Annotated in this window: 11 protein-coding genes and 1 pseudogene; 6 read left to right on the forward strand and 6 right to left on the reverse strand. The window is 63.0% G+C overall.

What is annotated here, in order from left to right; translation table 11 throughout:
• From ACYP01_RS16320 to panD, 3 genes are all read right to left on the reverse strand, one after another.
• Positions 1–7,490: amino acid adenylation domain-containing protein (locus ACYP01_RS16320; RefSeq protein ID WP_459681176.1), on the reverse strand; the 7,490-nt coding region annotated here is incomplete at its 3' end.
• Positions 7,487–14,092: an amino acid adenylation domain-containing protein gene (locus tag ACYP01_RS16325; RefSeq protein ID WP_459681179.1), complete on the reverse strand. Its 6,606-nt coding sequence runs from the start codon at positions 14,090–14,092 to the stop codon at positions 7,487–7,489. The genes ACYP01_RS16325 and ACYP01_RS16320, both read right to left, overlap by 4 nt.
• A 112-nt stretch (positions 14,093–14,204) precedes the next feature.
• Complete coding sequence (gene panD / locus ACYP01_RS16330) at positions 14,205–14,600, reverse strand: aspartate 1-decarboxylase (RefSeq protein ID WP_459681337.1); 396 nt, start codon at positions 14,598–14,600, stop codon at positions 14,205–14,207.
• 314 nt (positions 14,601–14,914) lie between these two features.
• Here panD and ACYP01_RS16335 point away from each other — a divergent pair, with 314 nt between their 5' ends.
• Entirely contained in the window at positions 14,915–16,285 is a 1,371-nt protein-coding gene (locus ACYP01_RS16335; RefSeq protein WP_459681181.1) for a lysine N(6)-hydroxylase/L-ornithine N(5)-oxygenase family protein, read from the forward strand.
• Positions 16,286–16,354: 69 nt separating this feature from the next.
• Here the strand turns inward: ACYP01_RS16335 and ACYP01_RS16340 are convergent, their stop codons facing one another.
• Positions 16,355–17,026 carry a DNA alkylation repair protein gene (locus ACYP01_RS16340; protein ID WP_459681183.1) on the reverse strand — a complete coding sequence of 224 codons (672 nt, stop codon included), beginning with the start codon at positions 17,024–17,026 and terminating at the stop codon, positions 16,355–16,357.
• 122 nt (positions 17,027–17,148) lie between these two features.
• On the opposite strand from ACYP01_RS16340, the gene ACYP01_RS16345 reads away from it, so the two are divergent.
• Positions 17,149–18,519 (forward strand): APC family permease, encoded by a 1,371-nt coding sequence (locus tag ACYP01_RS16345; protein WP_459681186.1) that lies wholly within the window; start codon positions 17,149–17,151, stop codon positions 18,517–18,519.
• 26 nt (positions 18,520–18,545) lie between these two features.
• A complete protein-coding gene (locus ACYP01_RS16350) occupies positions 18,546–18,914 on the forward strand; it encodes a hypothetical protein (RefSeq protein WP_459681188.1) in 369 nt (122 codons plus the stop codon).
• A 49-nt stretch (positions 18,915–18,963) separates the two neighbouring features.
• Here the strand turns inward: ACYP01_RS16350 and ACYP01_RS16355 are convergent, their stop codons facing one another.
• Both ACYP01_RS16355 and ACYP01_RS16360 read right to left on the reverse strand, forming a co-directional pair.
• Complete coding sequence (locus ACYP01_RS16355; RefSeq protein WP_042448150.1) at positions 18,964–19,668, reverse strand: SDR family NAD(P)-dependent oxidoreductase; 705 nt, start codon at positions 19,666–19,668, stop codon at positions 18,964–18,966.
• A 58-nt stretch (positions 19,669–19,726) separates the two neighbouring features.
• On the reverse strand, positions 19,727–20,305 hold the full coding sequence (locus ACYP01_RS16360; RefSeq protein WP_459681192.1) for a Rossmann-fold NAD(P)-binding domain-containing protein: 579 nt from the start codon (positions 20,303–20,305) through the stop codon (positions 19,727–19,729).
• A gap of 1,006 nt (positions 20,306–21,311) precedes the next feature.
• Here ACYP01_RS16360 and ACYP01_RS16365 point away from each other — a divergent pair.
• The 3 genes and pseudogenes from ACYP01_RS16365 to ACYP01_RS16375 form a co-directional block, all read left to right on the forward strand.
• Positions 21,312–21,569 carry a helix-turn-helix transcriptional regulator gene (locus ACYP01_RS16365; protein WP_459681340.1) on the forward strand — a complete coding sequence of 86 codons (258 nt, stop codon included), beginning with the start codon at positions 21,312–21,314 and terminating at the stop codon, positions 21,567–21,569.
• A gap of 311 nt (positions 21,570–21,880) precedes the next feature.
• The gene (locus tag ACYP01_RS16370) at positions 21,881–23,035 is read left to right on the forward strand and encodes a DUF1214 domain-containing protein (RefSeq protein WP_459681195.1); all 1,155 of its coding nucleotides are present in this window, start codon (positions 21,881–21,883) and stop codon (positions 23,033–23,035) included.
• Between the two features lie 127 nt (positions 23,036–23,162).
• Positions 23,163–23,457: pseudogene (locus ACYP01_RS16375) on the forward strand (AMP-binding protein); the annotation flags it as partial.
• Between the last annotated feature and the right edge of the window lie 71 nt (positions 23,458–23,528).

The raw sequence follows: 23,528 nt of genomic DNA on the forward strand, positions 1-23,528 counted from the left end.
AGATCGAATCGACCCAGGTAGTTGAATTCCACTGCCGCTGAGTCATATTCACCGAGTACCTTCCGCCCTTGCGGATTCAGATAACGCAAAGCCCCGTAGGACATCCCGTCCCCTGGCACCGCCGACCGTGCACGCTGGGCGCCGGCGACGAGTTCACGCGCCGACGCAACCGAACCGGCGAGCACCGCGTCGAGTCGATCGGTGCGTGCGGTGATCCTGATCGGATGGACGTCGGTGAGCCAACCCACGACCCCCGATCCGTCAACAGAGCTCGTGCCGACGTCTCCGCGGCCGTGTCCCTCGACGTCGACGACGAACTCGGCCTCCTCGCCTTCTGTTCTGGCACCGGACCAGGCGACAAGCGCCGCGGTGAACGTGCCAAGCAGGACATCGTCGACCGTGCCTCCCAGCACAGCCGACGCACCGGCAAGAAGGGCGGTCGTCTCGACCTCGGTCAACGTGAACGACACTCGCTCCAATGTGGCACCGACGTCGATCGCGGGGTCGAGGGGACGGAGCAGCGGCATCCGAGCACCGGGAGCGGCGATGGCCGCCCACTGGTCGAGATCATCGACGATCGACGCCGAATGCGCGTGGTCGTGCACCGCGTGCGCCCACCGCCGGAACGAGTCGGGGGCTGGTGCCGCCGCGGGCGTCGTGGAGGAGCCGTGACCGTCGACGTGGAGGTCGGGCAACAGCACCCGCCACGACACTCCGTCCACCACCAGGTGATGCAAGGTGATGAGCAGTTCGCCGGGCTCGTCGTCACGCCGGAACCACACCAGGTCGATCATGCGGCCGTCCGCCGGACGAAGTCGCGTCTTGGCTGCACGCGACGCGATACGAACCGCCTCTCGGGCGAAAGCGTCGGACTCCCCTGTGAGGTCTTGAACAGAAAGCCATTCGGACGGAAGCCCATCGGGATCAGGAATCGTCAATCGGGTGCCGTCGAACCGTGCCCGCAATACAGGGTGTCGACGCACCAGCACCTCGATCATCGCCATGATCCGGTGTTCGGTCAGTTCTGCCGGAACTCGAAGTAGCACCGCTTGGGAAATCTGATCGATCGGCCCGCCTACTTCGGCCAGCCAAGCCACGATCGGCGTGACCGGTACCTCGCCGTACGGCGAGAGTGTGGAGTATCGCGAATCGACCTGTACACCAACAGATGCCTCGGCAGACACAGCAAGAGCGCGTACGGTGCGCCCCGTCGAGACGTCGCGGGGCGAGACCGTCAGTCCGCGCGCACGCAGTCGGGCGGACAGTTCCATCGACATGATGCTGTCGCCGCCGAGGTCGAAGAAGTCGTCGTCGACTCCGATGTCGAGGACGCCGAGCAGATCGGAGATCTCGGCGCACAGTTGGTGCTCGAGGTCTGTCTCCGGCGGGCTGGGCACCCGGTCCGGAACCTTGCCCTCGGGGAGGGCAGCGAGGTCCAGTTTGCCGTTGGAAAGAAGCGGAAACCGGTCGAGGACCGTGTAAGTGGCAGGCACCATGTACGACGGCAACCTACCGGCGACGCCGGAACGCAACTCTCCGATGTCGAGCGTGCGCCGCGGTTCCGGGACGACGTGCGCCGACAACCGTTCTGCGCCGGTGACGTCGATGCGGGCGACGACACGGGCATCGGCCACGCCGTCGAGCGCGCGCAGGCAGTGCTCGATCTCGCCCAATTCCACTCGGTGCCCACGGATCTTGACCTGATGATCGGCGCGACCGGTGTAGTCGAGCAAACCGTGGTCCGTCCACGACACGAGGTCGCCGGTGCGATACATCCTGGTGCCGTCGGCGGCAAACGGATCGGGCAGGAAATGCTGGGCCGTCAACGCCGAGGCAGCGCGGTAGCCGCGAACAACGCCGGGGCCACCGAGATACAACTCACCCACCACGCCGACCGGGACCGGGCGCAGGCCCGCGTCCAGGACGTAGGCGCGCAGCCCTGCAACAGGCCGTCCGATGAGAGGGTCTTCGGAGCGGTCCGTCGATGTGTGGACGGCGTCGACGGTTGCCTCGGTCGGGCCGTAGAAGTTGTGCAGCACAACCGAGTCCAGTGCCCGCATCTTGTCCCACAGCCCCCGGGTCACGGCTTCCCCGCCCACACCGAGCGCACTGATCTCGGAGCCGAGCCCGGCGCGGATCAGGTGTTCGAGGACCGATGGCACCACTTCGACGAAGTCAGCGGATACTCGGCGCAATTCACGGAGCAGAGCAGTCGGATCGGCGGCGGCGTCACGGTCGAACACGTGGACGGCGTGACCGCCGAACATCCACAACTGCGGCTGCCAGGAGGCGTCGAACGCCAGCGACCAGGCATGCCCGACGTTGAGATGCGGGCGTCCGGTGCGGGCGACCGTCGGATTGTGCACACGATCACGGTGACTGAAGTACAGGTTCGCCAATCCCCGATGCGGGACGACAACACCTTTCGGGACGCCGGTGGTGCCTGAGGTGTAGATCAGGTACACCGGAGAGTCCGCGTGCAGCGGGGTGCGTCGTTCGGCGTCGGTGACGACGCGGTGGTCGTCTTCGGATTCGGCGAGCGTCGAAGTCTCGACGATCGTGCACGCCCCCAGTGTCACCGATCCGTCGAGCAAGGCATTGTCGACGGCGCGGTCGTCCGGTGTTGTCACGATCGCGACGGGCCGAGCGCTGTCGATGATGCGTTGGGTGCGTTCGGCAGGGGCATCGGGTTCGATCGGCAGGTATGCAGCCCCCGACCGCATCACCGCGACGATGGAGGCAAGAGTGAGCGCAGACCGCGTTGCGGGTACGACGACGACGTCCTCGGCTCCCACTCCAAGGCGCAGCAGTGCTCGGGCGATACGGTTCGCGAGGGTGTCGAGTGCGGCGAACGTGAGAGTGGTCCGGGCATCGGTGACTGCGACCAACTCTGGTGTGCGAGCGCACTGCGCGTCCAAGACTTCGACCAGCGTGCCGCCTCGATACGGGGATTCGGTTCCGGCGAACTCTCCCACGATGCGTCGGTGTTCTGCTGTGTCGACCAGGGGTAGATCGGCGACACGGCGAGCCGTCGGGGTGTGTATCGACGCAAGAATCGCATGCAGGGCGTCACTCATCGTGGCAGCGCTACGGGGCTCCACCAGATCGGGGCGGTACTCCACGACGATCCGCAAGCGGTCTCCGGGAAAGACGGTCACGGTGATCGGATAGTGCGTCATCGTGTGAAAATCTCCGACGCGTACCGTGAAGTCGGCGGAATCGATACCGGCAGTGTCTGCTTCGGCGAAGTTCTCGAACACGACGAGGGTGTCGAACAACCGGCCGACGCCACCGACCCGCTGAATGTCGGCGAGGCCCACGTGGTGGTGGTCCATGACGGACACGGTCTGCTCGCGAAGCTGACCGAGAACGTCTGACACTGCCGCATCAGGCGGAACGTTCACGCGCACTGGGACAGTGTTGACGAAGAGTCCGACCATATCGGCCGAGCGGTCGAGGTCTGCGGGTCGACCGGAGACCGTCGACCCGAACACGACGTCGTTCTGCCCGGTGACGGCCGCGAGTACCACGGCCCAGGCCGCGTGCATCAGTTCGCTGAGCGTCGACCCGGATCGAGCAGCAAAGGATTTGAGATTGCCGGTCCTTGTATCGGACAAGTCGACGATGATCTCCTCGGCAGCGACTCGTGAGGCACGGCCGTCGGCGTCGGACACCAGGCAGGGGCGGACAGGGTTTCCAGGCGACTCGGGATCGCGACCGAGCACCTTCCGCCACGCGGTGGTCGCCGCAGCGCTGTCGCGAGAGGTCAACCACCGCAGGTAGTCGTCGAACGAAGCCGGGGCAGTGAGGGTCCGACCCTGGTACAGGCGGAACAGGTCTGTGCCGACGGTCCCCATCGACCATCCGTCGACGAGCAGATGATGCATCGTCAGGACCACCCGGTGGCGGACCGGTGATTCGTCGAGCACGGTAACGCGGATCAGGACGGAGTCCTCGATGTCGAAGGTGCGTCTGTCCGCTGCGATCAGAGACTCCGCCTGCGGACCGTCGAGCGAGTCGACGGTGTATCGGCGCACCTCGATGTCGCGATGTGGTCGGAGTACAGCGACCGTGCGACCAGATTGCAGGGTCGTGAACGTCGATCGCAGACTCGGATGGCGATCGAGAAGCGCATGCAGCGCCTGCTCGAATCGACCACCTTCGAGCACACCGTCGATTTCGAATTGTGTTGCAATTATGTATATTTCGTCCGAGCCCTCGGCTGCGGTCAGCGATTGGAAGACAATACCCTGTTGCAAAGCGGTTGCTGGACGAACGTCGTCGATATCGGTTCCCGAGGCTGCGAGTTCGGCACGTTCGGTCTCGTCGAGCTCGATCAGGGGAGCGGCTCCGCTGCCCACCGGCTGCGCGCTACGTGGAACTGCGGCGTCCGCGCACGCAGCGATTGCAGCGACAGTGCGCCTGGCAAAGACGTCCGCCGTGCTCAGCACGATCCCCTCACGGGCGGCGTGGTGCACGAACGTGATGGCCGCGATGCTGTCGCCCCCCAGAGCGAAGAAGTCGTCGGCAGCTGCGATCTCGGAAACGTCGATCCCCACGAGGTCGGCAATGATTGCCGCCAGCGCCAGTTCGGTCGCAGACTGTGGCGCGGCGCCGCCCGACGAGGTCGTGGGGATCTCGATGCGGGCCAAAGCGAGCCGGTCCAGCTTTCCGTTGGGAGTGACCGGCAGCGCCGCCAATACCATCCACGCGGCAGGAATCATGTACTCCGGCAAAGCTTGACGCAGTCGCACGTTGATCTCGTCGCCGATCGCGTCGGCGACGTGTGATTTCTCGGCGCCCCGCTCGGCTTCATTGCTACTCGGAACGACGAACCCGGCCAGTCGCGGCCGTCCGGCAGCGTCGGATACGGCGATCACGGCCACGTCGTCGACGAGTCCACTTGCGGCGGTGGCAGCTTCGATCTCCCCGAGCTCGATTCGATGTCCCCGGATCTTGACCTGCCGGTCAGTGCGTCCCACGATGTCGAGAGCGCCGTCCGGCAGCTGTCTCCCGCGGTCCCCGGTGCGGTACATCCGCTCCCCCGCGGCGCCGTCCGGGTAGGCGACGAATCGAGTGGCTGTCGCCGTCGGCGCCCGGTGGTAGCCGCGAGCCAGTTGAATTCCCGCGACGTAGATCTCGCCCACCACACCGCGAGGAACGGGAATGAGAAACTCGTCGAGGACCCGGATTGTTGTGTTCGGCACTGCCGAACCGACGACGCTGGCCGCCTGGGAATCATTGCGCGGAATCGGCACGTCATGAGTGGCGACGTCGCCGACCACTTCCGAAGATCCGTAGGAATTCGTCAGATGTGTTGCAGGGCAGGCTTGTGCGATCGAATCGATCACACCCGGTGTAAGGGTTTCGCCGCTGACGATCCAGTGAGTGACAGTTGAGACGTCGGCTGCGGCTGCATCACAGAGCGCTGCGGCGAGGGACCCGACCGCCGTCATCTGTTCCGCTCGATGTGTGGTGGTCAACCGGGCCAGCGCGTAGGCGTCGGTGAACTCGTCGTCGAGGGCCACGATCACACGTTGCCCGGCCAGTAGACCGGTCAAGAGTTCGGTGGTTCCGTCGATGAAGCTCAGAGAACTCTTCGCGAGACGGCTACGTGGCTGACCCCATCGATTCACGGCCCAGTGCAAACGATTTGCCAGCCCGTCTCGGGTACCGAGGACACCTTTCGGAGCGCCGGTCGAGCCGGATGTGTAGACGAGGTACGCGGGCAAATTCCTGGTCCACTCGGAGACGAAAGGCGCCTGCCCACAGTCCTGAGGGATCTCGGTGGTCGTGATGCGCGTGGTCGCGGGTACCAGTGCGCTGAGCAGGGTGCTGGTGTCGGGGTCGACGATCATCGTGTGGGGATTCGCGTCAGCCAAAAGGTACTCGATGCGATCTCGCGGGTACCGGATGTCGATCGGTACCACCGCCGCACCGACGTCGAGGATGGCAAGGAGTGCAGCGACCATGTCGGGTCCGCGTGGGACAGCGACTGCAACAGTGGATTCCGGCCCTGTCCCGGCATCGCGCAGTGCCGCCGACAAGTCAGCGACACGAATCGCCAACTCGGCGTAGGTCAGGGTGTCCGCACCGGACACGATCGCCACCTCGGCTGCGGACTCCGCGAACCTGTGCGCCAGTTGCTGTTCCAGACTCGGTATGGTGACGATCTGGCCTGTGTCGCGGACCTCTGTGCTTGTCCGCGCGTTCGCGAGCGCCCGCGACACAGGTACGTCCGAATCGGCAGTCAGCTCGTCGAGCAGGTCCGTGAACAGCGTTGCCACAGTGGATGCGACGTCGGCCGGGATCGATTCGGGTCGGTAGACGACAAACGCCCACAGAGAGGGATCGGGCCCCGCGACCAGGGCGAGGGGGAAACTCATCGGTGCACCGAGCACAGCGACGTCGTCGACACTGGCGTCGTCGTCCGGAACTGCACTGGGATAGTTCTGGTAGACCACAGTCGTGTCGAACAGCGTCGAATGACCGACGGTGCGGGCGATGTCGGACAGGCCGAGATGTCGGTGGTCGTCGAGGTCGAGGTGTCCGGACTGGATGTGGGCGAGTAGATCACGGGTAGTGACGGTCCGATCGACCCGCACGCGCACCGGGACGGTGTTGAGCAGCAGACCGACGATCGAGGCGGCACCCGGCAGGTCGTACGGACGGATGGATGCGGCCATCCCGAAGACGACGTCGCGCCTGCCGGTCAGGGAGGAGAGGACAAGCGCCCAGGCGAGCTGAACCACCACATTGACCGTCACCCCGGCGTCCTTGGCGCACAACGTGACCCGCTCGCCCAGAGCATGCGGGAGAACGACGTCCAGCCGAATCGGGACACTCTCCACCACTTCGGTGCCGGACGCGACGAGGGTGGGTGCGTCCAGGCCGTCGAGGTAGTCGGCCCAGCCGATGCGGGCGGCATCGACGTCTCGCGTCGCCGCCCACCCGAGAAAGGTTCCGAATTGGGCAGGGGGATCGAGTCGTTCGGCCGTGCCACCCGCGTCGTGGACGCTCAGCAGTTCGCGAACGAACAGGGCTTCCGACCAGCCGTCCATCAGACTGTGGTGGTAGGTGATCACGAGTACCCGATCGACGATCGTGAACCGGATCAGCGGGCGCTGCAGGAATTCGAACCCGGCAACGCGATCGGCAGCTCGCGCTTCGTCGGGGCCCGCTCCCGTCGCCAGCGAGATCTCGGGCACCGTCGCCCGAGGCACTACCCACACGAGTGCTCCGTTGCTCCGCTGCCGGAGAACAGCTTTCAGGTGCGGGTAGCGATCGAGCATTGCCGTGATACTCGCGGTGAGGATCGTGGCGTCGACCGGCGACCGGAACGTGACCACCGTCTGCGACAGATAGGGATCGCTCTCCGGTGGCGCCAGCGTTGACTGCAGATACATTCCGGTTTGAAGCGGCGTCAGGGGCAGGACTTCGAGGATCTTCGATCGGCCTGCTGTGGCTTCGGCCCGGGCTTGTGCGTTCACAGGCTGTTCTCGAACTCGTCGAGTTCGTCGGCGCTGAGGTCCGTCACCTCGGCGCTCGTCACGGCGGCAGGTTCCTCGGCCGCCGGGTTCTCTTCCACGGTCAGCTCGGTCCCGAACAGTCGCACCGTGCGCTTCTGCATGATCGCGCGAGGAGTGAGGCCGATGCCGGCGCTCCGAGCAGCAGACGCCACGGCGAGGGAGGTGATGCTGTCCCCACCCAACCCGAAGAAGTCGTCGTCGATACCGACCCGGTCGACGCCCAGGATGCGAGCGACGATCTCGCACAGAACGGTTTCGACCGGACTGCGCGGAGGCTGGTAATTGCTACCGCCGGTGTCGGGCTCCGGCAGGGCGCGAACGTCGAGTTTCCCGTTGACGGTCATCGGGATTCGTTCGAGTAGCGCGAACGACGTCGGCACCATGTAGTCCGGCAACCGTGACGCGAGGCGATCTCGGACGGAAGTGAACAGCTCTTCCGGTTCGACGGTCCCGTCGGGGACGAGGTATGCGGTCAGTTGGCGGGTACCGGTCGCCGATGCGGTGATCGCTCGGACCACCGTGGACCCAACACCCGGGCACGAAGCGACTGCCGCCTCGACTTCACCCAGCTCGACGCGATAGCCGCGGATCTTGACCTGATCGTCGGCGCGGCCGCAGTAGTCGAAAAGTCCGTCCGGACGCACTTGTACCAGATCGCCGGTCCGATACATCCGACTACCGTCGATCCACGGATTCGACACGAAATGTGCTGCGGTAGCGTCGAACCGGCCGAGGTAGCCGCGCGCGAGACCGGCTCCGGCCAGATACAGCTCCCCGATCGTGCCGTCCGGCACCGGGCGCAGCCAGGGGTCGAGGACGTAGGCGTGGGTTTCGGTGACCGGAGACCCGATGGTCGCCGTCTCACTGTCGCTTGTTCCCCCGCCGAGAGCGTTGATCGTGTACTCCGTGGGCCCGTACAGGTTGTAGCCCTCCACGCCCGGTTCGCGAAGAAGCCTGGACCACAACGAGTCCGGGACTGCTTCGCCGCCGAGAAGCACCAGCGGCATCCGGCGGTCACCGTCGAGGATGCCTTCGTCGAGTAGGAGCTGAGCGTATGTCGGAGTGACGTTGACGACGTCGATATTCTGCTGCGCGCAGTACGCCGCCAAACGTGGTGCGTCGCGGCGTAGTTCCTCGTCGCAGATGTGCACCTCGTGGCCTTCGACGAGCCAGAGCAGTTCCTCCCACGACATGTCGAAGGAAAACGAGACGGTGTGGGCGATACGCAACGTCCTGCCACCGCCGGCGGCGATCGTGGGTTCGAAAATCTTGCTGCGGTGGTTGAGTTGCATGTTTGTCAGGCCCCGATAGGGCGTCAGGACACCCTTCGGCGCCCCCGTCGACCCGGAGGTGTAGATGACGTACGCGGGATGCTCGAGCCTGCCCTGGACGCCGGGGGCGAATGCCACCTGGTCGGCGGCCGTCAGCACCCGATCGGCGCGTAGTTCTGCCGCGGTTTCGACATCGTCGATCACCATTACATCGGCGTCGGTGACAAACGGCCGCGAAACGACGGCACTGGTGCTCACAAGAATTGTCGGCTGTGCGTCGGCGAGTATCACGTTCAGGCGGTCCGTGGGGTGATCGAGTTCGAGCGGCAGATAGGCCGCCCCCGTACGCAGCACCGCGAACAAGGCCACCACTGTCTCCACGGTGCGCGGCAGAGCGAGCGCGACGATACGTTCGGGCCCGGCTCCCCGGCGGATCAGTGCAGCAGCGAACGAGTCGATACGCGAGGAGAGTTCAGCGAAGGTCACCGACTCCTCGCCCAGAACTACCGCAGTCCGGTCCGGATCGAGTTCGGCTCGTTCGGAAAGTAGCTCGGCAATCGTGATGTCGGGAATGCCAGTCAGGCTCGGGTAACTGGGAATTCGACGAGTTGCCCACCGGGCGAGCGGCCGATCAGGTTCGTCGGCGATCGTCTCGAGGGCGTCGTGGAATCGGTCGAGCAGATCGCGGGCGGTGGACTCGTCGACCAGATCCGGCAGATAGGTGACGCTGAGATTGAGTCGGTCACCGGGGTCGACGGCGATGGAGATCGGGAATTCCGAGCCGTCGACGGTCGACAGATGCCTCAGGCGCGGTGCCGTACCCGTATCGTGAGCGGCCGCATTCCGCAGAACCAGAAGCGTGTCGAACAACTCTCCGAGTCCGATCGCCTTCTGAACGGCGCCGAGCCCGAGATGATCGTGGGGCATCAGATCGAGCCGCTGATCCTGGATCCGTCTCGCCAGAGTCGCCGCAGTGTCGGATCCACGACCGAACGCGCGCACCGGAACAGTGTCGATGAAGGCACCGATCGTCCGGTCACTGCCCGCGACCTCGATCGGGCGTCCGGACAGCGCGGTGCCGAATACGACGTCCGCGCGTCCGGTGACCGCTGTCAGGACCGCTCCCCATGCAGCGGCGAGAAGGGTGAACGGAGTGACCTGGGCGGTCCGGGCAATGTCGGCCAGACGAGCCGAGGTGGCGCCTGGCAGGAGCCGTTCGAGGCGCTGCGGCAACGGTGCCCCTGCGCGATCAGCGGTGCGGTTGGTAAGCAGGGTCGGAGAATCGAAGTCTGCGAACATATCTCGCCACGCCGCCGACGATGCGGTGCGGTCTTGTCGTGTCAGCCACGCGAGATGATCTCGGTAGCTCGTTTCCGGAGCCGGCGCGGCGCGGTTGTCGTGGAGATCGAGAATACGGTCTGCCAGCAGCCACGACGAGGTGCCGTCGAAGGCCCCGAACCAGTAGTTGACGACCAACCGGTCTTCATTGCCTGGCAAGTGCAGGACGGTCACTCGGAACAATGGCGGCGCATCGACGTCGTATCCCACCGCCCGGTCCGCAGCGAGCTCGCGGATCACCTGTTGATCGGCGTCGGTGTGTGTGGTCAGGTCGACCACACGGACGGCGGCGTCGACTCGGCGACGGATCACCTGCACCGGTTCGCCGAGGGCGGTGACCGTGAATGCTGCTCGCAAGGTCGGGTTTTCCGCGATCACGGTGGACACTGCAGCGTTGATGCGTGCGTCGTCGAGGTGCCGGTCGAGGGCGGCGACGTTCTGCACCGCGTACAGCAGGGCCGCGGCCGGGTCGAGGCTGATCTGGTAGTACAGCCCACGTTGGAGCGGTGAGAGTGGCCAGATGTCCTCGACGTCACCGAACCGGTCGGCGATTGCATCGTGGTCGTCGTTGGTCAGGCTGAGCAGCGGCGCATCCGATGCGACTGTCGCCGCCCGTTCCGTGAGCCCGCCCGATGCGTCGATCCGAGCAGCGAGGCCGGCTACGGTGGGCGCCGCGAACACCATCCGCACGGTTATCGCGTCCGTATTCAGACGGTCGCGCAGTCGCGCGACGATCGTGGTGGCCAGGACCGAGTCACCACCGAGCGCGAAGAGAGTGTCCGTGACACCGACGCGGTCGACGCCGAGCACCGAACGCCACACATCGGCGATGGTCTCCTCCAGGGGCGTCCGAGGAGCTACGTGATCGGCGCGGCGTTGTGTGTCGGACAAGGTGCGGGCGGCGGCGACTATTGCGTCGCGGTCGATCTTGCCGTTGATCGTGACCGGCAGCGCGATGGTGACTACGATCCGGTCGGGCACCATGTGTGCCGGAAGTGCAGTGGACAGACGGTCGAGAATTTTGTCGACGGATGCCGTAGCGCCGTCCACGAGAACGACGGCAGCAACCAAACTCGGTGAACCGGAGACGTCGAGAGCAGCAGCAGCAGAGACGATATCGGGATCTTGGTTCATCACGGACTCGACCTCGCCGAGTTCGATCCGGAAACCGTTGATCTTCACCTGGTTGTCGATGCGGCCGATGAATTCGACCATGTCGTCTTCGACGTAGCGAACGAGGTCGCCCGTGCGGTACCAGCGACGACCAAATGCTTGGACGAACCGTTCTGCCGTGCGTTGCGGGTCGTCGAGATAGCCGGTGGCCAGGCCGATGCCGGACACCCACAGTTCGCCGCCGACCCACTGGGGAACGTCACGGCCGTGTCTGTCGACCACGCGGAACTCCATGTTCCGCAGCGGAGTTCCGAACGGGACCGTGCGCCAGCGCGGATCCACGGTCCGCACCTCGCAGATGCTGTTGTGGATCGCGGTCTCGGTGGCGCCGCCGAGTCCGGCGAACCGACATCCAGGCACCGCTGCAGTCAGCCGACGGTACAGGTCGGTTGTCACCTTGTCCCCGCCGAGCATCACCACTCGCAACGTGGCTCCGAGATCGATGCCAGTGGACAGGATCATGTCGAGCAGCGGTGGTACGCAACTGAGGACGCTGACTCGGTGCTCGACGATCATCCGCGCCCAGCGCTGCGGATCGCGCCGTTCGTGTTCCTCGATCAGCACGGCTGTGCCTCCGACGGACAGGCACGAGAACAGGTCGAAGGTGCACAGGTCGAAGTCCAACTCGGACAGGCACAGTGGACGGTAGGACTCGTCCAAGACGTACCGGTCGACGATGTCACCGATCGTGTTCATAGCCGCGACATGAGGGACCACGACGCCTTTGGGGCGACCGGTCGATCCCGAGGTGAAGATCATGTACGCCGGGTCGTCGGGGGATCCGAGATGCGGCTGGGCGATCGGATCGTGCGCAAGGGCCGCAGCTACGGACAAGTCCCGCCCGATTACCGTGCGGAATCCTGCGGCGTCGGCGATGAGGTCTGCGCGCGAGCGTGGCTGATCCACGCCCACCGGTACGTACACGGCCCCAGCCGCGAGGACGCCCAGGACTGCGACGACCTGGTCAGAACCCTTGGGCAGGGTGATTCCGACGGTGTCACCGACCGCGATTCCGGCCCCGGCGAGTGCCGCCGCCACACGCAGAGCGCTGTCGGCGAGCACCCCGTACGTCATCGTGATGCCCGACGCCCACGTCAGCGCCACCGCGTCCGGAGTGGTTGCAGCCCTCTCGAAGAATGCGGCATGCAGCAGTGCCGAGGTCGTATTCGGGAATTCCGGTGCCGGCACCTCGATCACGGCTGGGTTCCACGATTCGGTATGCGCGCCGAGGGCAGGAACCGCATTGTCCCAGAATGATTTTCCGCCGTCGATGATAGCGGACACCAGATGTTCGAACGCGCCGAACATCGCCTCCGGCACGCCGGGAAGGAATTCGTTGGCGCGGATGTCCCAGTTGACGAGGAGTCCGCCGTCGAGTTCGGTGATCTGTGCGTCCAGAACCACTTGAGGTCCTTGAGAGATGATCCATACCGGATCGCCGAACGTGTCTCGGACCCGGCGATGGAAGAGTTCCCCAAGACTCAGCGCACTGGTGAACACCACCGGTGCCAGAACCTGTTCTCCCCGTGAACGACTCAGATCCCGTAGAACTTCGACACCGGAGTAGTCGGCATGTGCGGCGTCCGCATGGAGGGTCGCCTGAACTGCCTTGGCACGATCGAGGAAGGACACGGTTTCGGTGAGGTCGACGTCGAGCATCACCGAACTGGAGAAGTCGCCGACCAGCGCTGCGACGTCCGGGTGAGTGTCGGCGCGGTCGAACATCGGAACATTCAACAGGAAACGGGATTCGCGAGACCACGCGCCGACTACCTCGGCGAACGCCGTGGCCACCGCGACTGCCGGCGTCACTCCGTTGACTCGGGCAGCAATGCGCAACCGGTCGTATCCGTCGGCGTCGAGGTGGAACGACAGCCGGGTCGCGGCGGCGGAACCGGAATCCCCGTCCACCAGCGGCAGAGTCGGCGCGCCCGGCAGTTCTTCGAGGCGGCCCTGCCAGTAGGACTGTGCAGCAGAACGGGATTCGCGGCGTTCCGCCGGACGATCGGCGAGGTAGTTCCCGTAGTCGTATCCGAGGGGAGGCAGTGTCTCCCCGCCGTACACCCGGGCAATGTCGTCGAGAAGGATTCGGTAGCTCACGGCGTCCCCGGCGATCATGTCGACGTCGAGATGAAGTCTCGACCGACCACCAGGCAGGACGGTCAGCTCGGCCGAAAAGACTTCCCCGGCTTCGATGTCGAGCATCTGGTGGGAAAGTCGATGACGAGTGGCGTCGAGGTGGGCGTCGATCTCGGACTCAGCAGCTGCGGTGAGATCGGCGACGGTGAGCAGGGTGCGATCGAGGCTCGGCAGGATTATCTGCTGCCCGTTGTCGGTAATCCGGGCGCGCAGCATTCCATGCCTCGCGGTGACCGTCGCCAAGGCGCTTCGAAGCCGTTCGGGATCGACGATCGGACCGTCGAATTCGGTATAGAGGTGAGGGGCGACGCCGCCGAGAAGCTGGTCGTGACCGCGACCCACCCAGTAGGCGTGCTGCAGGACTGCGAGATCGAAGGCAGCGTCGCTGCCCGCGCGGACGTCCGATGCCGTCGGGGCCGCTTCGACTTCGTTCGTCTCGGTCAGGATCGTCGACCAGTGTGCAACAGTCGGAACCTCGGCCAGATCGGCAAACGTCACGGTCAGCCCGCTGCGGCGCCACTTCCCCACCAACCGCATGACGACCAGCGATTCGAGGCCGAGTTCGAAGAGATTCGCATGGTCATCGACTGTGGACGGCGCGACACCTATTGCCTCCGCCACGACTGCTCGAACGTCGTCCATCCCTGTCGCCTGTCGCTGCACAGCCCAACCCTTCGATCCCTCGTAATCCCCATGAAAAAGTAAAGAAAAAGACTAGATTCCGAACCACGCGTGAAGTTCAGCGACCCGACTGTCAGCGACTGGCGTACTGGTCCTGGGCGCCGGGAACCGGCTCGGCTGGATCCGATCCCAACTCGACGATCGTGTTCGTCGAGTCGACGTGGACTACTCGGGGCACAAAATCGGCCAACTCGCGGTCGTCGAGGTGTCGGTAGGACATGATGATCACCAGGTCACCTGGTGAAATGAGGTGCGCAGCAGCGCCATTGATGCCGATTACGCCAGAACCCCGCGCGCCGGCGATCGCATAGGTCTCCAGCCGCGCGCCGTTGTCGATGTCGACTATGTGGACCTGTTCCCCCTCGAGCAAATCGGCCGCCTCCATGAGATCTACGTCGATCGTGACCGATCCGACGTAGTGCAGATCGGCCTGTGTGACGGTTGCACGGTGGATCTTCCCTGAGAGCATGATTCGATTCACGCCCAGAAGGGTAGCCTATCCCAAGCAATTGGTGGGTAGCACCAATTCCACCGAACGGGACCGATCGAACACAATCCGTCACAGCCTGCGGCAAACCCCCAGGACTGGAGACAATCCTTGCTGTACAGGCGCTTTCGCGGAAACGGTCATGGACATCCGTCCGAGACTGCGGAGCGTGGATCCGGCATAGTTCGCACACCCACGGGATCGAGAAATCAGGTTAGGCTGCACTACCACTTGGCCGAGAGATGAGGCCGACGACATATTCGGACCGCCGTCAACGGCGAGGATGGACTGATGCCATGACTTCGGCTCGGACGAAGGAAGATTCGACACCCGACGCACTCGACATCGTCGGGGTGGGATTCGGACCTTCGAACCTGGCGCTGGCCATTGCAATCGAGGAACACAACGCGACATGTATCCCCGCCGATCGCATCAGCGCCCGCTTCGTCGAACGACAACTCGCCTTTGCCTGGCATCCAGGCATGCTCCTCGACGGAGCGACGATGCAGATCGCGTTCCCGAAGGATCTGGTGACATTTCGGAACCCCACGAGTTCCTACAGTTTCTTCACCTACCTGTTCGACAAGGGTCGACTTGTGGACTTCGTCAATCACCAAACCTTTTTCCCCACTCGCCACGAGTTCGACGACTACCTCCGGTGGGCGGCCGATCGAGTCGACGCCGACGTCCAATACGGCGCCACTGTAACTGGGATCACCGGATCCAGATCCTCCGGCGGCACAGTCGACGAGTTCAGCGTCGAGACGTCCGCGGGCGAGATCCTGCGGACACGCAACGTCGTGGTCGGTGCGGGTCTGCGGGCGCGGCTGCCTGAATGGGCTGCCCCGTCACCCCGGTGCTTCCACAATCACCAGTTCCTGTTTCACCTCCAGAACCTCCCAGAACTGCGCCATCAGCGTTTCGTCGTACTCGGAGCCGGACAGAGCGCCGCAGAGGTAGTGCAGTACCTGCACGGGCACTATCCGAATGCCGAGGTGCACAGCGTCTTCTCTCGCTACGGCTACAGCCCCGCCGACGACAGCCCGTACGCCAACCGGATTTTCGACCCCTCGACCGTCGACGAATTGCATGCCACGACACCGGAACAACGGGAGCGCCTCCTCTCCCTTCACAAGGGAACCAACTACTCCGTCGTCGACATCGAGCTGATCAACGAGCTCTACACGACCGAGTACCAGGAGATTGTCCGCGGCAAGCGGCGCTTGTTCATGCGCAAGGCGTCGTACATCACGAACGTGATCGAAGGCCAGGACGGTATCGACGTCAGCGTTCGCAGCACTCTCGACGGCGTCACCGAAACGCTTTCCTGCGACGCTGTCGTGCTCGCAACCGGGTTCACGCCGATGCCGCTGAGAGAGATCCTCGGTGACCTCGCGCCCGTGGGTGATTCGGCGACGGAAGTGACGCGGGATTACCGCCTCACCACGAAACCGGAAGTCCGGGCGGGCATTTACCTGCAAGGCGGCACCGAAAAGACACACGGTTTGACTGCGTCGCTTCTGTCGAACGTGGCCGTCCGCGCAGGGGAGATTCTCTGCTCCGTAGTTGCACATCGCTTTCCGCGAAACGATTCTCGAAATGAAGGCTTCACGGTCGAGGTAGCCACAGGAAGGGACAACACGCCGAACAGTCTTGCGACCCGATAGCTCCGAGCGCCGATAATCGCGTAACTGACGCTTGCCGTCACCAGGCCGCCGCGAGAAGCGCTGACCTCTCTACTCGGCGGCCTGTCGTCGCACCATTTCCGCGATCCAGATGGGCGCAAACGGCGAGGTGCAGTTCGGGGGCGTCGGGTAATCCTCGAGCACTCGCAGACGCTCACCGATGTCGATTGCGCGGGCCCGGAACTCGGCATGTTCGATCCCGATCTGAGCCAGGCAGTGGTTCATCGCCCATTGCAGGCGATCAGGAGCATCTTTCATCTCCGCCTCGATGACGTCGAGCAATCCTGAAAGATCAAGGCCCTCAGGCGTCTTCGCTACGCGCTCGGTAGTGAGGGCCCAGCCGGCGCCGGCAACCACGGGATCGGAGTCTACGGTCCAGGCCACCCGCAATTCCTCCGCGTGCGGGTTCTTCTTCACCACGTAGTTGACGAGCCAGTCCTGCACCTTGGGAGTACGGGCCTCACGCAACATGACGTCCAACTCGTCACGCTCGAACACCTTCGGGCGGCAGATCAGAAGGGCAAGCAGTCTCGCTGCGGTGTCGCCCGTTGCCCAAAGCTGTTGTGCGAGTTCCTGCTGAGTCTTCAATCGCTTCGCAACTGCGCGCAGCTTTGAAAGGTTCACACCGTGATCGTCACCGTGTTTCTCGTTCACCGCGCGCGCCTTCGGATCCTCGAGCGCAGCCAGCTCGTCCATCACCGCGGCAACCGTCGTTTCAGCCACGTCGTCCTCCAGTCACTATTTCTGCGATTCACCTACAAGCAAAGCACGAGAAGGCGAGCGACCCACGTTTGAAACTTCGACCACTGGGTACATGTCTGCTCCTGAGGTGGCGGCACGTCACCATGAAGACAGGACGAACCTTGCATATGCGACGCGCCGCGGGTGCCGAGAACGTGGACGAAACCGCAGGCGGAGATGAAGGCGGCAGTAAGAACGTTCTCACTCGGGCTATAACCGGCCCACTCCTTTTCGTGTTCATCCTCGGAGACGTCCTGGGCGCCGGTATCTACGCATTGGTGGGCGTCATCGCCGGTGAAGTTGGTGGAGCCGTCTGGGTACCACTGCTCGTAGCGCTCGTCATGGCATTGCTGACAGCAACGTCGTATGCCGAACTGGTCACCAAATATCCTCGAGCGGGCGGTGCAGCAGTATTCGCCCAACGGGCGTATCGGAAACCACTGATCTCATTCCTCGTCGGCTTCTCGATGCTGGCGGCCGGTGTCACGAGTGCAGCAGGACTCGCCCTCGCATTCTCGGGCGACTATCTCAAAGCCTTCATCGACGTCCCAACCGTTCCAGCGGCGCTCGTCTTCCTGCTCCTGGTGGGACTTCTCAATGCCAGAGGCATCAAGGAGTCGATGCGCGCCAACGTCGTCATGACAGTCTTGGAGGTCACCGGGCTCGTCCTCGTTGTCGTCCTCGCTTGCATAGTTCTCGGGCGCGGCGACGGAACCCTGAGCCGCGTCGTGGAGTTCGACGACAGTCGATCGCCTGCACTCGCGGTGCTGGCTGCGGCACTCCTCGCGTACTACTCTTTTGTCGGCTTCGAAACGTCCGCGAACGTCGCCGAAGAAGTGAAGAACGTGAGCAAGGTCTACCCACGCGCACTGTTCGGAGCATTACTGACAGCCGGCGCCGCCTATGTCCTTGTCGGCCTGGCTGTCTCAGTGGTCCTGCCCGCCGACGAACTTGCCGCATCCTCCGGGCCACTGCTGGAAGTTGTGTCAGCTGCCGACGTCGGTGTTCCGCCTCGCCTGTTCAGCCTGATCGCGTTGGTCGCCGTCGCCAACGGCGCACTGCTGACAATGATCATGGCGAGCAGGCTGACATACGGGATGGCATCGGAAGGCTTGCTCCCGAGCGTCTTCGCTCGGGTACTGCCGCAGCGACGGACCCCCTGGGTGGCGATTATCGCGACCACCGCCGTCGCCATGGCTCTCTGCGTCACCGGGCCGCTGTCAGCCCTGGCGGAGACGGTGGTACTCCTGCTGCTTTTCGTATTCATCAGCACCAACATCGCCGTCCTGGTTCTGCGCCGTGACACAGTGCAACACAAACACTTCCGAACGCCGATCATCTTCCCGATCCTCGCTCTCGGTACGTGCGTTGCGTTGCTCACCCAGCAGAGCGCTGCGACGTGGTTACGCGCATCATTACTCTTGGCCGTCGGAGTAGTGCTGTACGCCCTCTCCCACCGCCGATCCACGAAGTAAGGTGCGATGTTCGAAAAGGGGGTGTGATGACCGACAGTTCTGACACACCAGATGTAATTCAGCGTCGAGAGCGAAAAATCAACAGGCGAACCCTGACGTACGGCCTGTCCGTCGTTCTGGCTACCGCGGCACTTGTTGTCGCGATCGTCTGGTTGGGCTCCCGGCGGGGCGAATGCTTCGGTACCGACACCTTGCTGTGCTCACAGAAGGATCGCCGACTGGCGGTCTTCGTCCCGAGCCTGATGTTGCTGCTCGGGACCGTGGGCGCGTTCTTGCGAGCCTCCCTGCGATTGCACCGCCTGCGGCGCCTCTACATTCGGCCGTACATGGCGTGGGCCTTGGCGGGCCTCACCCTGACGTATCTGACCGGAGCTTACTTCTTGATCGGGGTTTAGATTCTCTGAATACGTCTGTCAGCAACCAGATTGAGTCGACAGCCGCAAATCAGAATCGCGGATCGTCGATCGCAGTGAGGACTACTTCCCGCACTGACGTCGAAGACGACAAACTCGAGATCGAGCGCACCGTATCCACAACGTCATGTACCGGGACCAGAGATCCCTCTCCCCTGGCGGCAGCGACGTCTCGGGGCACGTCGAGTCCGTCTTCTGTATTGAGATATCCGAGATGAAGGACAGTCACTGCGAGTCTGTCCTTCCGGTAGCCCTCTCTCAACGCGTCGGCAATGCCGTTGATCGCGAACTTCGATGCACCGAACGCAACCTCCGGCCTACCGCTTCGCGGGAGTCCCGAGGTGGACCCGGTCAAGATGATCCGAGGTCGAGGACGGCCGATCATTCTCGGGATCAGGCGCTTGAGCAGGAGAATTGTGGCCGTGATGTTGGCGTTGATCATTTCGAGCATTTCGACATCGGATTGATCTGTGAACGCATAATCGGAAGTGAAGGCATCCCCTTCCCAAATTCCGACGTTGCAGATCAGGGTATCTACACCACCGACAAGCTCCTGATCGATCGAATTCGCTGCCGTAACAGGATCGGTCAGGTCGGCTTCGATCCACTCGGAGACGTCGAACCCGTCAGGACGCCGACGCGATATGCCGAGAACTTCGTCGCCATCGCTCCTCAGACCCTCGATCAAAGCACGACCAAGACCTCGGCTCGCACCGACAACAACCGCCCTCGCCACAATTACACCCTTCGTCGCTTGCTCATTCCCATCCTATCGATCCGGTGGTCGCCGATAATCAGCTCGTCAGGTTCGAGTGATCACGAAAAGTGTCGGAAAGTGAACGAGGCTCCCTCCCGAGCACCTCGTACACACCGCTGGAAATGTAATTGTCACGACCTTTGGATATCGCAACGAACAGGTTTGTCAGCGACTGCACGAAGGATTCAGGAATTCCCATACGTGCTGCATCGGATTTCCATTCGAGAACGGAGATCGATTCGAATCTCCCTGCATCCGTGCCAGTTACATCGGCGAGAACCCGGAGGGCTTCCTCGAACGAGTAGGACTTCGGACCCGTCAGCGGCAAAGGACCGCTCGGTGAAGGGTCGTCCATCGAAAGGATGGAGGAGGCCACTTCTGCGATGTCTCGGTAATCGATGAACGGCTCCGAACCGGTTCCCGCCGGGAGCCTCAATGTGCCGGTGGCCTGAAGTTGTCCCGCGAACATACCCGTCGTGAAATTCTGCGCGAACCAACTCGGTTGAAGGAAAGTGCTCTTCACCGCCGACTGGGCAAACGCGAATTCGGCCCCGACAGCTATGCCGTCACCACTGACGGATGGGTTTCGAGCGGTCAGAACAACTGCGTGCTCCACGCCGCAATTCTCCAAAAGGTCCACGAAGGCACCAAAATCCACCACTCTTTCGGGCAGCACCACGTACGCGCGCGAGACGCCTTCGACTGCTTGCCGCCACGTGTCCTGCGTGAACCAGTCGAAGGGCGTAGACCGAGACGAACGGGAGGCTCGCCGTACCGCGTGTCCTTCGCTCTCCAGTGAATCCGCCACTATCCGACCAGTTTGGCCAGTACTTCCGAGTACCAAAATCTCTCTACTTTTTGCCATGGTTGAACGCTAGTTTCGTCGTCGGTCAGCGCACCATGCTCGCGGGTTCAGGATCCATGTGATTGCGTTTCGCCCCTCCAACTCTCCATTTGCCTAGTATCAGGAGATGCTCAGTCCCGTAGACAGCGCACTCTCGGCATTTCGTATCGTGAGCTTCGATATCGCGAACACCGGCATCGCCAACACCGGCATCGAGGACTTCGATGCGTCTGCAGAGTCGGCGACATTCGAGGTGGGATTCTCCCGAAAGTTCCTTATTTTCAGCAATACTGAACTATCACTCGAGATAACATCTACCGCTTCACGCGGAGAAGTTACAGCGCTCCACGCTGGTGAGGTCGGCATCCTGTGCCTGCCCGCTGACCGTGACTTTCGCCTGTCCGAACCACATCGCGATTCGGATCGAACGAAAAGGTCCAGTCGCCCACCCGTCCTCGTATTCTCCTTCGAGTCGGCAGGAAATCTGTATTCGATTCTGGAGCATCATCTTCCGAATCTTTTGACGTCGAGAACCTCAGAGGTGAGCTCGGTATCCCATGTCCTGCAGTCGCTTGCCCGGGAACACGACAACTGGGCCGATGGGAAAGGATTCCCATCCACGGCGGTCAGACTCCTCGAATCGATTGTCTGCCTGATGCTCGCGGAGTGGTCTGCCGGTTGGAATGTGGGGAACCTGTCGCACGATCCCCGTCAATCGATCAGTGCCGTATTGCGCGAGGTCTACTCGAATCCCGGGAAGAAATGGACCCTGCCGGCGATGAGCGCCATTGCCGGCATGTCGCGATCCATGTTCGTCTCTGAATTCAAAAGTTCCGTCGGTGAACCCCCGATGCAACATCTACGCCGGTGGAGGCTGGCCTTGGTCGCGGATTCGCTGATCGTCGATCCATCGCTCACATTGGATCGTTTGGCAAAGAAGACCGGGTATTCGGATGCGTTCAATCTCAGTACCGCGTTCAAGACGCATTACGGGGTGTCACCTTCTCAGTACCCCTCTCGAGCTCGAACCGAATAATCCCTACCTGCACATCACCCGTTTCGAGTGAGTCGCGATGCGCCGGGAGCAGCCAGGCTGTGGGGAGCGTCAACGCCCCAGTCGGAACGAGGAGAGGTTCGAGAATGTCGAATCAAACAGACGGGAATGCGATCGAGCGCGGGATTCACCGACGGGCCGTCGAGACAGCGGTCTGGGGGATGGCCGCAGTGAACTACGAGATCATGCGCTCGAAGATGGCGCCAGAGGGTAGGAACGAATTCCTATTCTGGTCGGGTCTTTTGGACTGGAAGAACCAAACGTTGACGCCAAATCCGGACCTGATCTACTAGATGGCCTTCATAGACCCGGGGCGGGACGGCCCGATGGTCATAGACATCCCGGCAGGATCCGATGATCACGTACTCAACGGCAGCGTGTGCAACGTCTGGCAGGTACCGCTCGAAGACGTGGGGAAGTTCGGCGCCGACGAAAGCAGGGGCGCTCGTTATCTCGTCCTACCGCCCGGCTACGACGGCCGAATTCCCGAAGGATACGTTGTGCTGCAATCCGATACGAATCGGGTATACGCACTACTGCGATCGGTGCTCCCCTCCCCGACTCAGGCCGCCCTCGACTCAGGATTGGAGTACTGCAACAGGATTGGCATCTATCCGCTCGCCGAGGCGGACAATCCGCAGTCGACGGCGAGGAGAGATCTGCGCGGCCAGTTGGTCGACACGCGGATTCCGTACGACATCCGATATTGGGAAGCGTTGGACCGCACGGTGCAGGCCGAGCCCTGGCTTTCACGTGATCGCGCCTTCGCGGAAATGTTGAAGACGATCGGCATCGAACGCGGACGGCCGTTCAGCCCGCCGCCCCAGCGGATCGCGCTGCTGGAGAGCGCGATACAGGAAGCACACGAGTGGCTGCGAGAACTGTATGAGCGCGAACCGTCGTTCTTCGAAAGCCGACAATGGTTCTTTCCAGCCGGGCGCGATTTCATCGAAGGACAGAATCGCAACTTCGCGAACGGCGAAGTCTACCCGTATACCGACCGCGCCGTGGTTTATCACATGGCCTTCATCGGTCTCAAACGGTTGGGCGTCGGGCAGTTTTACCTTGTGAACATTCGAGATCGCGCGGGCAATCTGTTTCACTCCGATCGCACGTACAGGATGCGCGTTCCGGCGGGCGTACCTGTCTCCCAATACTGGTCCGTGACAATGTATGACGGCGACGACCACACCTTCATCCGTCACGCTACGAAGTTCTCGGTTTCCTCTCAAACCCCCGGAGTGAAGGTCAACGACGACGGGTCCATCGACGTGTACTTCGGACCGAAGGAAATCCCCGGCCTGGAGTCGAACTCCATCGCAACCGGCGACTCGGACACGTTCGAGTTGATGTTCCGCTTCTACGGTGTCGGGCCCGAAGTGATGTCGAAAGAATGGGAGTTGGACGATGTCGACCTGATCGACGTCGACGAACCCGGTACTTCTTAGGCTCGGCGGGCCGGACGTTGCGCGCAACGCGGAGGCAGCACTCGACACAGTGAGATACGTGTGTCTAACATTCGTCGAACTCGGCGGGAGACTGCCGCGAGCTGCCCCTCGAAGGGAATCGACAGACATGCGCGCTCTCACCTCACCAGTCACTTTGACCGTGCCGAGCCGGATGTCTCTGGCCGATAACGTGTTTCGCTACGCCGACGAGTCACCGGACTTCGTCGCGTGCAAGAAGTGCTGTGAACTGGCAGTGGGCTGATGTCACCGCGGCAGAATTCGCGGAGCAGGTCACAGCTGTTGCGGCAGGGTTGATCGCCTCGGGTATCACCCTGGGGGATCGCGTGGCGATCATGGCATCGACGCGTTCCGAGTGGGTGCTTCTCGACAACGCGATCTGGACCGTTGGTGCATGCACCGTCACCGCACTTCGGGCGTGGCGGGAGCAGAAAGGCCTGCCCCAGGAAGTATCAGTCTCCGATCTCGAGCTCGT

It is taken from the genome of Rhodococcus sp. no. 34 (assembly GCF_054589475.1).